The 14372-nt window shown below is 65.1% G+C and carries 13 protein-coding genes; 9 read left to right on the top strand and 4 right to left on the bottom strand.

Going from position 1 to position 14372, the window contains the following annotated elements:
• Nucleotides 1-68 precede the first annotated feature (68 nt).
• The 3 genes from L2I41_RS04445 (at nt 69) to L2I41_RS04435 (ending at nt 3434) form a co-directional block, all read left to right on the top strand.
• On the top strand, nt 69-1493 hold the full coding sequence (locus L2I41_RS04445; protein ID WP_237152305.1) for a LutB/LldF family L-lactate oxidation iron-sulfur protein: 1425 nt from the start codon (nt 69-71) through the stop codon (nt 1491-1493).
• Nucleotides 1493-2164, top strand: a complete 672-nt coding sequence (locus L2I41_RS04440; protein WP_237152304.1) for a LutC/YkgG family protein — start codon at nt 1493-1495, stop codon at nt 2162-2164. Before L2I41_RS04445 ends, L2I41_RS04440 begins: the two co-directional genes overlap by 1 nt.
• 70 nt (nt 2165-2234) lie before the next feature.
• The gene (locus tag L2I41_RS04435; protein WP_237152303.1) at nt 2235-3434 is read left to right on the top strand and encodes an MFS transporter; all 1200 of its coding nucleotides are present in this window, start codon (nt 2235-2237) and stop codon (nt 3432-3434) included.
• Here L2I41_RS04435 and L2I41_RS04430 read toward each other — a convergent pair whose 3' ends face one another.
• Nucleotides 3435-5708, bottom strand: a complete 2274-nt coding sequence (locus L2I41_RS04430) for a putative bifunctional diguanylate cyclase/phosphodiesterase (protein ID WP_237152302.1) — start codon at nt 5706-5708, stop codon at nt 3435-3437.
• 278 nt (nt 5709-5986) lie between these two features.
• On the opposite strand from L2I41_RS04430, the gene L2I41_RS04425 reads away from it, so the two are divergent.
• On the top strand, nt 5987-6598 hold the full coding sequence (locus L2I41_RS04425; RefSeq protein ID WP_237152301.1) for a LysE family translocator: 612 nt from the start codon (nt 5987-5989) through the stop codon (nt 6596-6598).
• 108 nt (nt 6599-6706) lie between these two features.
• Nucleotides 6707-7639 carry a DMT family transporter gene (locus L2I41_RS04420; RefSeq protein WP_237152300.1) on the top strand — a complete coding sequence of 311 codons (933 nt, stop codon included), beginning with the start codon at nt 6707-6709 and terminating at the stop codon, nt 7637-7639.
• Between the two features lie 29 nt (nt 7640-7668).
• Here L2I41_RS04420 and L2I41_RS04415 read toward each other — a convergent pair whose 3' ends face one another.
• Nucleotides 7669-8565: a LysR substrate-binding domain-containing protein gene (locus L2I41_RS04415; RefSeq protein ID WP_237152299.1), complete on the bottom strand. Its 897-nt coding sequence runs from the start codon at nt 8563-8565 to the stop codon at nt 7669-7671.
• Between the two features lie 295 nt (nt 8566-8860).
• Between L2I41_RS04415 and L2I41_RS04410 the strand changes: the two genes are divergently transcribed.
• The 4 genes from L2I41_RS04410 to L2I41_RS04395 all read left to right on the top strand — a co-directional run bounded on the left by L2I41_RS04410 (nt 8861) and on the right by L2I41_RS04395 (nt 11056).
• On the top strand, nt 8861-9181 hold the full coding sequence (locus L2I41_RS04410) for a DUF1127 domain-containing protein (protein WP_237152298.1): 321 nt from the start codon (nt 8861-8863) through the stop codon (nt 9179-9181).
• Between the two features lie 216 nt (nt 9182-9397).
• On the top strand, nt 9398-9736 hold the full coding sequence (locus tag L2I41_RS04405; protein ID WP_237152297.1) for a YjiS-like domain-containing protein: 339 nt from the start codon (nt 9398-9400) through the stop codon (nt 9734-9736).
• Nucleotides 9733-9966, top strand: a complete 234-nt coding sequence (locus L2I41_RS04400) for a glutathione S-transferase (RefSeq protein ID WP_237152296.1) — start codon at nt 9733-9735, stop codon at nt 9964-9966. Before L2I41_RS04405 ends, L2I41_RS04400 begins: the two co-directional genes overlap by 4 nt.
• 343 nt (nt 9967-10309) lie before the next feature.
• Nucleotides 10310-11056 carry a 16S rRNA (uracil(1498)-N(3))-methyltransferase gene (locus tag L2I41_RS04395; protein ID WP_237152295.1) on the top strand — a complete coding sequence of 249 codons (747 nt, stop codon included), beginning with the start codon at nt 10310-10312 and terminating at the stop codon, nt 11054-11056.
• Here the strand turns inward: L2I41_RS04395 and L2I41_RS04390 are convergent.
• Both L2I41_RS04390 and L2I41_RS04385 read right to left on the bottom strand, forming a co-directional pair.
• Nucleotides 11032-11757, bottom strand: a complete 726-nt coding sequence (locus L2I41_RS04390; protein WP_237152294.1) for a type 1 glutamine amidotransferase — start codon at nt 11755-11757, stop codon at nt 11032-11034. The genes L2I41_RS04395 and L2I41_RS04390 overlap by 25 nt on opposite strands.
• Nucleotides 11758-11877: 120 nt before the next feature.
• Nucleotides 11878-14082 carry a LamG-like jellyroll fold domain-containing protein gene (locus L2I41_RS04385; protein ID WP_237152293.1) on the bottom strand — a complete coding sequence of 735 codons (2205 nt, stop codon included), beginning with the start codon at nt 14080-14082 and terminating at the stop codon, nt 11878-11880.
• Nucleotides 14083-14372: the final 290 nt, after the last annotated feature.

Below are 14372 nucleotides of genomic sequence, written 5' to 3'. Positions count from 1 at the left end.
TGGAGCAGCCGCTTGTCGATCAGGTTGTTTCAACCTGATCGGCGGATGCTCCAGGAAGAAAGCCAGACATGTCCGTTCATCCGACCTCTCCCGAGTTCAAGTCCAATGCCCATGGGGCGCTGCACAGCCCGTCGCTGCAGAAGGCCATGGGCAATGTGGAAAAGGGCTTCATCGAGAAACGGCGCATTGCCGCCGAGGCCCTGCCCGAGTTCGAGGCGCTGCGCGACAGTGCGCGCGACATCAAGAACCACACGCTCGCCCATCTCGACCTCTATCTCGAGGCCTTCGAGAAGAGGGTGCTGGAAGCCGGTGGGCATGTGCATTGGGCGGCCGATGCGGCCGAGGCCAATGCCATCATCCTCGACATCTGTCAGAAGGCCGGCGCCAGGACGGTGACCAAGGGCAAGTCGATGATCTCCGAGGAGATCGGCCTCAACGCCCATCTGGAGGCCAACGGCATCAAGCCGATCGAGACCGATCTCGGCGAATACATCATCCAGCTGCGCGGGGAAGCGCCGAGCCACATCATCGCGCCGGCCATCCACGTGAACAAGGAAGAGGTGGAGGCCGACTTCCGCCGGGTCCACACCCATCTCGACGCGAAACGCGATCTGACCGCACCGACCTCGCTGCTGGCCGAAGCGCGCGGCGAGCTGCGGGCACGCTTTCTGGCCGCCGATGTGGGCATCACCGGCGCCAACTTCCTGGTGGCGGAGACGGGCACGTCGATCATCGTCACCAACGAGGGCAACGGCGACCTGACGCAGATCCTGCCGAAGACGCATGTGGTGGTGGCTTCGATCGAGAAGATCACGCCGACACTCAACGACGTGGCGCAGATCCTGCGCGTGCTCGGCCGCTCGGCCACGGGACAGGAGATGAGCGTCTACACCACGCTGTCCACCGGGCCGAAGCGGGCGGGTGATCTGGACGGGCCGGAGAATTATCATGTGGTGCTGCTGGACAATGGCCGCTCGGCCATGCTCGGCACCGAGTTCGAGGACATGCTGCGCTGCATCCGCTGCGGCGCCTGCATGAACCACTGCCCGGTCTATCACGCCATCGGCGGCCATGCCTATGGCTGGGTCTATCCCGGGCCGATGGGCGCGGTGCTGACGCCGTCGCTGATCGGCGTCGACCAGGGCGGTCACCTGCCGAACGCCTCGACCTTCTGCGGCCGCTGCGAGAGCGTCTGCCCGATGCGCATTCCGCTGCCGAAGATGATGCGGCACTGGCGTGAGCGCGAGTTCGAGCGACATCTCACCGCGCGCACGACGCGCTGGGCCTTGCGCGCCTGGGCGTTTGCTGCCACCCATCCGAAACTCTATGGCCTTGGAACACGCATCGCCACGCGGGCGCTGTCCTTCCTCGGCCGCAAGAAGGGGCGCTTCACGTCGCTGCCGCTGGCCGGCGGCTGGACGACCTGGCGCGACATGCCGGCGCCGGAGGGCTCGACCTTCCGAACCGAATGGAAGAAGCGGGGTCGCAAGTAATGTCCAGCCGTGATGCCATCCTCGCCCGCGTGCGCCGCTCGATCGGCTCGTCGGGCGCCGACCTTACCCGCCGCGCAACGGTGATCGACCGGCTGACGCGGCGGCCGAAATCGGTGATCCCGGCACGCGGACAGCTGCCGCCGGACGAACGCACGGCCCTGTTCTGCGCCAAGGCCGAAGCCGTGTTCGCCTCGGTGAAGCGGGTCCAGAGCGCCACCGAGGTGCCGGAAGCCGTGGTGAGCTATCTGCGCTCGAACAACCTGCCGCAAGCGGTGCGCATGGGTGCCGACGGACGCCTCTCCGCCCTGCCCTGGAACACGCAGCGACAGCTGATCGTGGCGGTCGGACCGAGTGCCGGCGACGACCTCGTCTGCGTCTCCTATGCCGATGCGGGCGTGGCCGAGACGGGCACGGCGATCCTGACCTCGGGACCGCACAATCCGACGACGCTGAACTTCCTGCCCGACCATCACCTGATCGTGGTGCATGCCGGCACCATCGCCGGCGACTATGAAACGGTCTGGGCGCAGCTGCGTGACCGCTTCGGCGTGGGCGTGCTGCCGCGGACGGTGAACATGATCACCGGCCCATCGCGTTCGGCCGACATCGAACAGACGCTGCTGCTGGGAGCCCATGGGCCGCGCAGCCTGCACCTGATCGTGGTGGGATAAGCACGGGCGATGGGTGCCATCGCAAAGATTTGATGGACGGGCAGAAAGTTTGCCGTGTAAGCGGGGGAACATGCCCCGCACCCTGCCCGTCTCTTCCCTGCTCGCCATTTCGATCTTCAGTTCCGGTATCGCCCTGGGGGCGACGGTGCCCTATGGGGCGATCGTCGGCGTCGAGACCATCGGCCTCGCACCGGCAACCTATGCCGGCGCCGTGTTTGCGGGATCGCTGCTGCAGGTGGCCGCATCCATGTTGCTGGGGCACCTGTCGGATCGGGCGGGCGACCGGCGCAAGCTGATCCTCTTCTGCGCGCTGTTCGGCATCGCCTCGGCGAGCGCCAACTTCTTCTTTCGCAGCAAGATCACCTTTCTGGCCTCGGTGCTGGCACTGCAGCCGGTGGCCGGCGCAATGAACGGCCAGATCTATGCCTACATGCGGCTGTTCTTCACCGAGAGCCTGGGGGAAAAGGGCGAAGTGCGGCTGTCGTCCATGCGGGCGCTCCTGTCCCTGGCCTGGATGCTGGCGCCACCGCTCGCCGGCTGGCTGGCGGCGGAAAGGTCGGTGTTCGACGTCTATGCCTTGCCGCTGGCGGGCTATGGCGTGGTGGCACTGATCTTCGTCGGGCTGGAAGTGACGGCGTCCGGACGGCTCGCAAGCCAGCAGCCGAAGCGGGCAGCGGATGCCGGGCCCGGGCGGGCGATCGCACTGTCAGGCCTCGTGGGCATGGCCGGCTATGTGGTCATCAAGATGGCGCTGGAACTGCACGCCTTGACGCTGCCGCTGGCGCTGGTCAACGACTTCCACGGCACGACGCGCGACGTGGGCATCAACGCCGGCATCTGCGCGGGCCTCGAAGTGCCGTTCATGATGTTGTGGGCGCGGCTCATCGGCCGGCTGCAGCGGGAAACGCTGATGGCCATCGCGGCCCTGATCTTTGCCGCCTATCTCGTGCTGCTGATGATGGCGCGCGGCACGATGGACGTGTTTGCCCTGCAGGTGGTGAGCGCGATTGCCATCTCGGCGCTGGTCAGCATTCCCATTGCCTATATGCAGGACCTGATCCGCGGCCGACTCGGGCTGTCGGCGTCGCTGCTCGACCTCAGCAACGTGACGGCGCGGCTGCTGTCGGCGTCGCTGTTCGGGGTGATGGCGAACGGCACAGAATATCTGCCGCTCTTCGAGGCGAGCGCAGCGGCGGTCTGTCTGGGAGCCGGACTGATGTTCGCCGCCGCCGAGGTCGGGCGGCGGGCAGCGGTGCGGAGCGCAGCCTGATCAGGCTGCCTTGTCTTCGGCCTTGCGCTGGGGCGGCACGCTGGGTGCAGCGTCGCCGATGCCGAGGAAGCTTCCTTGTGCAACCGAACAACCGGCGTCTTTGAGAAACTGCAGCTGGCCGGCGGTTTCGACGCCTTCAGCCCCCACCACAAGACCGATGGACTTGCCCAATGCGGTGATGGCGGCAACCAGGCGCTGGGCGTCCGGGCTGCCTTCGAGACCGCGCAGCAGGGTCGGCGCCAGCTTGACCTTGCTGATGGGCAGGGTGCGCAGCTGGGCGATGTTGGCATAGCGGGCGCCAAAGCCGTCGATGGAGAGGCGCACGCCGGCCGCCTTCAGCCGGCGCAGGGCGGAAAGCACCTGCGGGGCATTGGCGTGCTGCAGACCATCGGACAGTTCGATCTCGAGGCGATGGGGCGGGAAATCGGCGGTGTCGAGGATCATCATCACGCGATCATGGAAGGTGGGATCGGCGACGTCGAGCGGCGACATGTTGACGGTGACGGTGCCCTCGCCCATGGCCTTGCGGTCCTGACAGGCGCGCCGCAGCACGAAGCTGCCGAGTTCGCTGGCCAGACCGACTTCCTCGGCGGCGCGGATCATGTCGCGGGCGGAGACCAGCACGCCGCTGTCATGGCGCCAGCACAGCGCCGCTTCCACGCCGATGGGCGTGGCATTGGGGCCGGTGACGGAAAACTCGGGCTGATAGGCGAGCGAGAAGCGATCGCCGGACTCGAGCGCCGAACGCAGGTTCTCTTCAAGCTCGCGGCGCTGGCGGGCGCCCACATCGAGCGAGTCTTCGAACAGGCGCCAGCGATTGCGCCCGTCGGTCTTGGCGCGATAGAGCGCGAGGTCGGCCTTGCGCAGGAGTTCGGTGCGATCGACGGCGTGAACCGGAGCCAGCGCCACACCGACGGAGCAGCCGACGCGGGCCTCGATGCCGTCGATCAGGAAGGGTTCGCGGGCAAAGGTGAGGATGCCAGTGCCGAGACGCTCGATCAGCGAAAGGTCGGCGTCGGGGACGATGACGGCGAATTCGTCACCGCCGAGGCGGACGACACGCGCATTCGACGGCACGCCGCGCATCAGGCGATCGGCGAACATGCGGATCAGCTCGTCGCCGACCTGATGGCCGTAGGTGTCGTTGACGCCCTTGAAGCCGTCCATGTCGAGCAGCAGCAGGGCGGCGGGATGCTTGCCGGAGACGGCCTGCGGCAGAACCTCGTCGAGCGCATTGGCAAGATAGGCGCGGTTGCCGAGCCCGGTGAGCGGGTCGTGCAGCGCCATGTGGCTGGACAGGACCTCGCCGGCCAGTTGGTCGATGGAGAGGCGCTTCAGCCAGCGCACGAGGGCGCCGACCAGCCCGGTGAAGATCAGCATGAAGACGGCGAGAACCGGCAGGAGCTTGACCAGAAGGGCGAGCGAGGGCCGCTCATGCGTCCAGGTGATGTAGCCCAGAACCTGCCCGTCATAAGTCGCCAGGATGGGTGAGCTGTTTTCGTCCTTGAGAGCAGCCCGGTCGGTTGCCACGGCAACACCGGTGATGCCGAGGTCCTGCCCGAGCTGGGCGAGGAAGGTCTTGTCCAGATGCAGCGCCGTCACAAGGGTGTAGCGCGGACCGGCCTTGCGATCCTGCGGCCGCGCGGCGTTGATCACCGATCCCATCATGTAGACGGGCTCGCCGTTCATCGACACCAGCTTGGCCACCGCCGGATAGCTTGCGGGCAAGGCGGGGCGCTCGTCGAAGGGCATTTCCGTGTTGAAGAGATCTTCCATGTAATGGTTGTCAGCAGCGGCATATTTGGCCTGCACCGCCGCGGCAACGTCGGAACAGCCGGCACACAGCTCGTCATAGCGGGCCGAGTCGGTAGTCAGCCCCTCGTCGGCGAGCCAGACGAGCTTGCCTTGCGGCGTGAAGACCGCCTGCGTCTTCTGGTGCGCGAAGGTGTAGGAGCTGTAGGCGAAGGTATCCTGCAGCAACTGGGCATCGAACGGGCCGTTGTCCAGCATGTCGGAGACTTCGTGCCATGCGGCCATGTCCCCGATATCCTTGCGATAATACTCGATCTCGTCGGTCAGGCGCTTGGCCACCAGCGCCGCCTGACGGTCCGCCAACCCGATGTCGCTCATCCAGGCGACATAGGCCACGGCCGCGATCAGGGCGAGCTGCGCGACGATGGCCACCGCCATGGGCGCCGTGGCAACGAAGCCGGCGAGGTTGCCCTTGCGGTTGAAGATGGCGGACGGGTGGAGGCGGAGAACGGGCGTTTTCATGCGATCAGTGTTGAGTGACCATGTTAAATAATCGCAAAACCCGACGTTTCCGGGCTTTGCGACCTGCGGAAATGGGTAATTCAAGGTAAATTTGAGGGTTTTCTGGCCCTTTTTGAGGGGCGTCCCGACCCGAGCTGGCGATGGGGAGAGACAAAGGGCGCCTTGTCAGGCTGGGCCGGGTGGCGCTATCATTGGCATTCGATACTGGTCGGCGCTCGGCATATGGCGAAAGCTTCAATTCGCGAATGCACGGGCCCGCGTTTTCTCCGGACGACATCATGACGTTGATCTCCCTGCTGCTTTTCGCTGGCGCCTTCACCCTTGCTGCCGCGACCCCGGGCCCCGGCATCGGGGCCATCGTCGGGCGCGCGCTCGGCGGCGGCTTCTGGGCGGCGGTGCCGATGATCGCGGGCATCGTGATGGGCGACTTCTGCTATCTGTCGCTGGCCATCTTCGGTCTTGCGGCGATCGCGCAGAAATTCGCGCTGATCTTCGTGGTGATCCGCTATGCCGGCGCGGCCTATCTCCTGTTCCTCGCCTGGAAGCTGTGGACCTCGCGGCCCGATCCGGCCGAAGTGGCGGCCAAGGCGGCCGAGAGCCCGGTGCGCACCGTGCTGGCAGGCCTGGCGCTGACGCTGGGCAATCCCAAGGCGATCGTGTTCTATCTGGCGCTGCTGCCAACAATCGTGCCGCTGGAGAGCATCACCGTGACGGGCTATCTTGAACTGGTGGCGACCATGGTGGTGTTGCTGTCGGCGATCGGCTGTGCCTACGCGGCGGCGGCGGCGGGGGCGCGCGAGTTCTTCAAGAGCCCGCGTGCGATGCAGCGGCTCAACCGGTCGGCCGGCGTCGTCATGGCGGGCGCGGCGGTTGCGGTGGTGACGCGCTGATCCTGACCGATCGATCAACACGACCGATCGGTGCGACGAACAATCCTCATTGGACGCTGTGGCGGGCAGCCGCCACAATGCCGGCTCTCGTCTCAGCCGGAAGTCTTCATGTCGACGCTTGCCACACCCCGTGACGCCGCAGCCCCGCATCATTCCTTCGGTCTGGTCGAACTTGGCCTCTATGGCCTCACCATCTTTGCCTGGTCGACCAGCTGGATTGCGCTGAAATGGCAGGTGGGCGTGGTGGCGCCGGAAGTGTCGGTGGCCTATCGCTTCCTGCTGGCGGCGGCGGTGATGTTCGCCTGGCTGACGGCAACGGGCCAGAGGCTCCGCTTTCCCGCATCGGTGCACCTGCGCTTTGCCTTGCAAGGCGCGCTGATCTTCTCGACCAACTTCTACCTGTTCTATCGGGGCGGCGCCTATCTGGCCTCCGGCCTGCTGTCGGTGGTGTTTTCGCTGGCGTCGGTGGGCAATCTGCTGCTGTCGGCGCTGCTGCTGGGCCAGCGGATCGAGCGCCGCGTGGCGCTTGGGGCGCTGACGGGTTTCATGGGCATCGGGCTGTTGTTCTGGCCGGAGATCGCCGGCACCGACTTCAACGGGCGAGCGCTGACGGGACTCGGCTTTTGCGTGGCCGGCACGCTGTTCTTCTGCTCGGGCAGCATTCTGGCGAGCGCCAACCAGCGGTCGGGCCTGCCGATCTTCTCGACCACCGCCTGGGGCATGGCCTATGGCGCGGTGCTGATGCTGGGGCTGTCGCTCGTCAACGACCGCTCCTTCGCCATCGACGTCAGTGCGAAGTACATCGGCGGCATGCTGTGGCTGGCGCTGGTGTCGTCGGTGGCGGCGTTTGCCGCCTATCTGACGCTGATGTCGCGCATCGGCGCGGCGCGGGCGGGATATGCCACTGTCATCTTCCCGATCTTCGCGCTGGCGATATCGAGCGTCGAGGAAGGCTATGTGTGGACACCGCTGGCGGTTGCCGGCCTGATCGCGGTGGTGGCCGGCAATCTGATCATCCTGAGCCGACCGAACAAGCGCTGAGCCAAGCTCCGGCGAAGGGGCGCAGTTGCTTACTCGGCGGCCATGCCGACGGTGGGCGGCTCGACGATGGCGAGGTTGCTGAGCGAGTTGACGATGTGATTGGCCAGCACGTCGTGGATCGGGCTCTTGGCGTGATCGGCGCGGATGAGGCCGATTTCGGCGTGGCCGAGATCGGGGAAGCCATCGCGGGCGCCGAGGATGCGCATGTTGGGCTTGAGCGCGCTTTCCGGCAGCACCGAGACGGCGAGGCCGGCGAGCACCGCACCGGAAAGCGCCAGAGCGGCGCCGGACGTATAGGCGACGCGGAAGCGACGGCCTTCGCGATCAAGCGCGCGCACTGACTCGGAGCGCCAGCAGCAATCCTCGGGGCCCAGGGCCAGCGGCACCGGATCGAGCTCGTGGACGCAATGATCGCGCGAGCCGACCCAGAAGAGCTGTTCGCGGCGGATCACCTGGCCGCGCGCGGTGCTGTGGGCGCCGTGGCTGATGATGCCGAGATCGAGCGCGCCTTCGCGGATCATGTCGACGACGGTGTGAGTACGCTGGCAATCGACGTAGATCTCGATCATCGGATTGATGCGCGAGAAGCCGGCGAGCACGGTGGGCAACAGGCGGTCGGCGTAGTCGTCGGGGATGCCGAGGCGGACGGTGCCGGTGAGGCCGGGGTCCTCGAAGGCCGACAGCGTCTCGTCGTTGAGGCGGATGAGGCGGCGGGCATATTCGAGCAGGCGGTGGCCATCCTCGGTGAGGCGGCTCTGGCGACCGTCGCGCGAGAAGATCGGTCGGCCGACGCGTTCCTCGAGGCGGCGCATCTGCATGGACACGGCCGACTGGGTCTTGTGCACGACATCGGCCGCAGCCGTGAACGAGCCGACCTCGGCGATGGCCACGAAGGTGCGAAGCTGGTCGAGATCGAGAACGTTCATCGTGCCCCCCAATTTAAGCCGCATTCGGCCGTCATGATTTTCTTGTCGCCCCCGAGAACGCGTCGCGCCGCAGTCGTGCGGTTTTCGGGTGGATGGCTGCTGTTGGGTCTGATCATATGATGAAACGGACAACGCATCAATATCCGTGATGAGAAATATGAAAAACATGCGCTAGACTGATTGATGGCGCATGTGAGATAACGACAGCATCGAAAGACAGCCAGAGATGAACCGATCTCGCCACGCGACACGCCGTCGCCGTGAACGGACTGTCGTTGCCTGAAGGAGAGCCAAGATGTCACTGACCCTCGACCACAGCCAGTCTACCGTGCGCAGTTGGCGCGACGGCTTCGGATTTACCGGCACGCTCGCCCTGCGCGCCTTCAAGGGCATCGGCGCGATCATCGCCGCCGAGATCGACCGCCGGCAGACCCTCGGCCTGATGGCGCTGGACGCCCGCGAACTCAGCGACATGGGCATCAGCCGTTCGGACGTTGCCGGTGCACTGCTGACAGAGATTGGTACCAAGCCTAGCTATGTTCTTGCCCAGAGGCGAGAGGAAGCCCGTGCAGCGCGCGAAGCGCAGATCCTGGAAGTGCGTACCGCCAACAATTGACCGGTTTCGGCCGCTCGCGGCCATCCTGGCGGTACTCATCACAAAATCAGATTGGTGCAATCGAAAACATTCGTTGGACCAATGACTGACGATCTGGGATAGTCCGCACGCTCCCCGAAAGAGGGGACGCTTTCCTTCCAACCTCCAACCAACCTCTGAACCGAAAGCGCGCTTGTCGCGCCACCCCTTTTGACGATCTTTTTTCTGGAGCCGATCATGACCCCGGTCCTCACGCTGAACGCCCTCGCTTCCGCCATGTTTGCGTCCGCTGCCATGGCAGTGCGCAACTTTGTGCGCCTGTCCGGCCGTGCATGGACGATCGTCTCCAATCGTCTGGTGGCCAAACAATTGCACGATTTCACGGACTACGAGCTCGCCGACATCGGCCTGACGCGCAACGACCTGCGGGATGCCTTCTCGGCACCGCTTTCGGTCGACGTATCGCGGCAGCTGGCCCATACGGCCGCGGCTCGCAGCCTGGATATCGCCCGCAATTACGCGCTTGGCATCCGCGGAGACATCGCGGCGCCCCCGGTCAGAGGGAGGAGTGAATGACGTCCCTGAGGCTTTCCGATTGCATCAATGACGTCTGCCCGTGGACCGGCAAGCCGGTCTCGGGCGAGGCTCTCACCCTCTACAAGGGCAAGGTGGTCGGCTTTGCCGACCGTGCCGCACGCGACGCCTTTCTGGCGGCGACGATCGCCTTCGAGACGGCCCTGCAGCCGCCACCGGTGATCCGTTACTCGTGCCCGGCACCCAGGCAGCTGGAGCTTTGCGCGGCTTGATGATGCCGGAATCTGGGGCGCTTTCCGATCGGGTTGAACCAACGTGATCGGTCGATGCTCCAGGTCCTGTCCTCATACCAGTTCGAATTTCTCATTTGCGTCAAAGGCATGAGAAATTCGAATGCGGAATACCAAGAGTCATTTTCAATGACGCTTGGTATCAGGCAACAGTTCGCGCGTCTCGGCCCTGCCCCTGCCCTCCGGCCGTCACGCGCCGGGTTCGGCTCGTCCCCTGCCGAACCCGCCCCCTTCCCGGCCCCCTGCCGGCGACAACTGGCGGCGTCGCAAGATGCCGCCTCTTTTTTTGTTCCGTCGGACCGGCCGTCTCGGCTATAGAGCCGGCATGGCACACTCCGATTTCCGCACCCCGCGCGTCCACGTGGACGCTTCGCTCGCCGCAGAGGTCACCGTCACCTTCGATCGCGACCAGAGCAACTATCTCCTCAACGTCCTGCGCCTCGAAGCAGGGGCGGACGTGCTGGTGTTCAACGGTCGCGACGGCGAATGGCGCGGCCAGCTGCACGTAGCCTCGCGCAAGAGCGCCGAGCTGATCGACCTCAAGGCCAGCCGGCCACAGCCCAAAGACCCGGACCTGCTTTATCTGTTCGCGCCGCTCAAGCACGCACGTCTCGACTACATGGTGCAGAAGGCCGTGGAGATGGGTGTCGGCCGGATGAAGCCGGTGATCACCCAGCACACCCAGGCGAGCCGGGTGAACATCGAGCGCATGCGCGCCAATGTGATCGAAGCCGCCGAGCAATGCGGCGTGCTGCATGTGCCGCAGGTGGAGGACGAGGAGAAGCTCGACAAGCTGCTCGCCCGCTTTGCCAGGGACGAGCCGGGCCGGAGGCTGATCTTCTGCGACGAGGGCGAGAACAGCACCAATCCCTGGCCGGTGCTGTCGGCTCTGCCGCGCGGCCCGCTCGCCGTGTTGCTCGGGCCGGAGGGTGGCTTCTCGGAGGCCGAGCGCACCACTTTGCACGCCCTGCCCTTCGTGACCATCATTCCGCTCGGCCCGCGCATCCTGAGGGCCGACACGGCGGCCGTGGCGGCGCTGACCGTGGTTCAGGCGGCGCTCGGCGACTGGTGAGCGAGCGCCACCCAGGCTCTGGCGATGGCGGCCCCGACGGCGTCGGCCCGCGGCGCGTGAGCGGCGAGAGCCTCGGGATAGGTGGCGAACCACTCGGGGGCCACGCGGTTGAGATGATCGCCAAAGCCCTCGACCCACTCGCCGACCAGCTGGGTGTCGGCCTCGAAATGGAACTGCAGGGCATAGACCTTGTCGCCGACGCGGAAGGCCTGATTCGGTGTCAGCGCGGAGCTGGCGAGATGCACGGCACCTTCGGGCAGATCGAAGGTATCGAAATGCCAGTGGAACATGGGCGCGGCATCGCCGAGGGTTGAGACCACAGGGTCGGCCCGGCCGGCATCGGTGGGCCACACATTCTGCCAGCCGATCTCCAGCGGACGACCGCCGACCACATTGCGACCGCCATAGGCGCGGGCGATGATCTGCGAACCCAGACAAATGCCGAGCACGGCCTTGCCCTCGTCGCCGAAGGCCCGCGTGAGCCGCACCAGATGCGGCAGATAGGGATGCTCGTCGTCGGCCAGCGCATTCTGCGCGCCCCCGAGCACGATGATCCCGGCATAGCCGTCGGGGCTCGCAGGAAGATCGGCCCCCTCGTGCATGAAGCGCTCGTCGATTTCGACGCCGGCGGCTTCGAGGGCGGCGCGCAGGGCGCCAAGGTGGGAACCGGGGTAATTTTCGGCAACAAGGATTTTTGACACGTGTGAGCCCGCAAGGATGAAAATCGCAAGGCTCAAAACAGAGGCGAGGCTCCGTGGCTTGTCAAGTCCGCAGGCAGGTGTTGCCGCCTGTCTGCGGAAGGGGCGGACGGTTCTGCCCGATCAGGTGGACTGCATCAGGCTCTTGACCTCATCCTGGCCGACGGCGCCGACGATGAGGCGGAAGGAATCGATCATGCCGTTGAACGCCGGGTCAGCGGGAAATTGCGACCGGCCGATGTAGTTTCGCGGCGACATGGCCAGCTGCAGCGGCGGGAAGGATATGGCGTCGCTATAGGCGACCGGCTCGCCATTCAGATAGAGGGCGACTTCCTTGCCCGTCATGGTCACTGCCACATGACACCATTGGCCGGTCGGCAACCCCTTGGACGCAACGACGCCCTGCTCGCTCTTGTAGCCGTTCAGCGCGATCCCGAACTGCAGCTGTCTGCTGCCGCCGGCCGGGCTGAGATACATGTATTTGGTCGTGTTCCAGCCGAAATCGAAGATGCGCTGCCAGCGATCGCCACCGTTCCAGTAGACCCAGGCGGCGACGGTCAGATCGCCCATGTGGGCAACGACGCCCGATGGCAGCTGGACCCAGCCCGGCTGTGCGGCGGAGAGCCCCAGGGCCTGGCCGTTGCGGCCGGCGACGCGACTGGCGCCTCCATACAAGGCGCCATTGAGGCCAAGGCCGGACCGGTCGGTGACCTGAGGGCCGCGCCGCTCGGCAAAATCATAGACCAAGAAGGGATAGTTGCCGTAGAGAACCACAACGGGATCGCTGGGCTTGCTCTCGCCGTTCCCGGTCGTGGCGGTGACCCGGTAGAAATAGACACCGGCCGACGGCGGCGTGTCCACATAGGTCAAGACATCGCTGATGCCGGTGGCAATCGAGGTGAACCCCGTGGTACGATTGCCGCTGCGCCAGAGCGTATAGCCGGTCGCGCCGGGCATCCCCCACCAGTCGAGCTGGACGGCACCGGCGACGACAGCCGCCGTCAGCCCGGACGGGGCTCTGGCAACCACGGCCGTGTCGGTCAGCAACAGCGTGCCATAGCCGATCTGGTCGAAGGCGCCGCTGGTGTGGCTCGTCCTGTCCGGGCCGCCTTCGGCCACAGACGTGGCCACCATGCGGCTCACATAGGGCGCCGCGATGCCCTTCCGCCGGACATAGTGATTGTAATAGATCGCCCAGGCCGGACGAACGATCCCCTGCGCCCCGGTCGACAGCTCGGCTTGCAACGGGCCATTGAAGACCTGGTAGGGCTGGAAGGGAACCGTATGGAAGGCCCCGCTGTCGTCCCTGGAATTGGCCTTGGCCACATATTCGGCACCGGCCAGGACGCGGTTGTTGTCATAGCCGAACAGGTCGACACCCTGGTTCCAGGCCATCTGGCAGATGGGCGCCATCAAGGCCGTCACAAGCGTGTTGTGCCCCTGATCGCGACCGGCCTCCTGGGTCTGGCCGAGATTGCCGGGATGGCGGAAATAGACCGCCTGCATCACCGAGCCGTTTGCGGCGCCGCGCTTGAAATAGTCGACGGCCTTCTGGAACAGTCCGGCGTCGTCGCAGAGCACGCCCACCGCCATGACCATGGCGACGGCGGCGAGTTCCCAGTTGGCGTATGAGGACAGGTTGGCATTGTCGATGTTGAGGATGCCGCCGTTGTGCGGCAGGAAGACCTCGCACATCATCGTCTTGAAGCGCTCGAAGTCCGCGCTCGCCCAGCCGTCGTAGCCGCGCAGGAGTTCGCCGACATTGGCGAACTCATATCCCTGGAGGCGGGCCAGAAGCTGCCCGTCGTGATAACGGGCCGAGGTGTAGATCAAGGTGAGTGTGGAGGACCAGCCGTTCAGGATCCGCACGGCGCAATCGGCGGCCGTCCTGTCCTGGAGGACGTGCCAGCGCAAGGCGCAGGCATAGGCCACCATGATGTCGCGGCAGAGGGGGATGTAGTTGTCGCGCCACTCGGCAACGCCGGAGTTGCGATAGAGAATCGGAACCGGATGCACCTGCCAGTTCACGTTGGCAAAGCCGCTGGTCATCAGCTTCTGCCAGCCATCGATCCAGGGGCTAGCCGAAGCGTTGACCTTTGCGCCGAGGCGCTTGAGGTCATCGGCAGAAAAAAGAAGTCCAGGATGGCGGAAGCGGCCGGCCTTCTGCTGCGCGGCAGCGGCCGGCGAGGCCAGAACCGAAGCGGCGGCGACCGACGCGCTTCCCGCCAGCAGGGCTCTCCGGCTCAGGGGGAGGCAAGAGCTTTCCTGCTGCTGGCACGCTTCTCCGTCGTTGGCATCCAGCATCAACTCATATGCAAACCCGAACATGTAACACCCTCACCCATCAACTGATGGGAAAAAGCGCTAATTTGACCAAATAAATAATTCCTTTCATCGAATACAGAAACTCGACCACATCAAAATACTACTCTCGCCCTTGAAAATACTATGTAAGCAAATCGTAAATGGGTAAGACTTTAATCTAAATCGTACATTTAACATCATGCAAAAGTCACCAGATGCAAATGTATATATGTCGAAAATACAATGGATTGCGTTCCATGCCGGGGAGAGGGTCGCAGCGTCGGGAACCGCGAATCCAGGTCCGACATCGACGT

The sequence above is a fragment of the Oryzibacter oryziterrae genome (assembly GCF_021864535.1).
In the GTDB taxonomy this organism is placed as follows: domain Bacteria; phylum Pseudomonadota; class Alphaproteobacteria; order Rhizobiales; family Pleomorphomonadaceae; genus Pleomorphomonas; species Pleomorphomonas oryziterrae.
This window is presented reverse-complemented; position numbering and strand designations above follow the sequence as displayed.

Coding starts and splice junctions, on each gene's coding strand:
- L2I41_RS04445 (WP_237152305.1), top strand. CDS start 69: ATGTCCGTTCATCCGACCTCTCCCGAGTTCAAGTCCAATGCCCATGGG.
- L2I41_RS04440 (WP_237152304.1), top strand. CDS start 1,493: ATGTCCAGCCGTGATGCCATCCTCGCCCGCGTGCGCCGCTCGATCGGC.
- L2I41_RS04435 (WP_237152303.1), top strand. CDS start 2,235: ATGCCCCGCACCCTGCCCGTCTCTTCCCTGCTCGCCATTTCGATCTTC.
- L2I41_RS04430 (WP_237152302.1), bottom strand. CDS start 5,708: ATGAAAACGCCCGTTCTCCGCCTCCACCCGTCCGCCATCTTCAACCGC.
- L2I41_RS04425 (WP_237152301.1), top strand. CDS start 5,987: ATGACGTTGATCTCCCTGCTGCTTTTCGCTGGCGCCTTCACCCTTGCT.
- L2I41_RS04420 (WP_237152300.1), top strand. CDS start 6,707: ATGTCGACGCTTGCCACACCCCGTGACGCCGCAGCCCCGCATCATTCC.
- L2I41_RS04415 (WP_237152299.1), bottom strand. CDS start 8,565: ATGAACGTTCTCGATCTCGACCAGCTTCGCACCTTCGTGGCCATCGCC.
- L2I41_RS04410 (WP_237152298.1), top strand. CDS start 8,861: ATGTCACTGACCCTCGACCACAGCCAGTCTACCGTGCGCAGTTGGCGC.
- L2I41_RS04405 (WP_237152297.1), top strand. CDS start 9,398: ATGACCCCGGTCCTCACGCTGAACGCCCTCGCTTCCGCCATGTTTGCG.
- L2I41_RS04400 (WP_237152296.1), top strand. CDS start 9,733: ATGACGTCCCTGAGGCTTTCCGATTGCATCAATGACGTCTGCCCGTGG.
- L2I41_RS04395 (WP_237152295.1), top strand. CDS start 10,310: ATGGCACACTCCGATTTCCGCACCCCGCGCGTCCACGTGGACGCTTCG.
- L2I41_RS04385 (WP_237152293.1), bottom strand. CDS start 14,082: ATGTTCGGGTTTGCATATGAGTTGATGCTGGATGCCAACGACGGAGAA.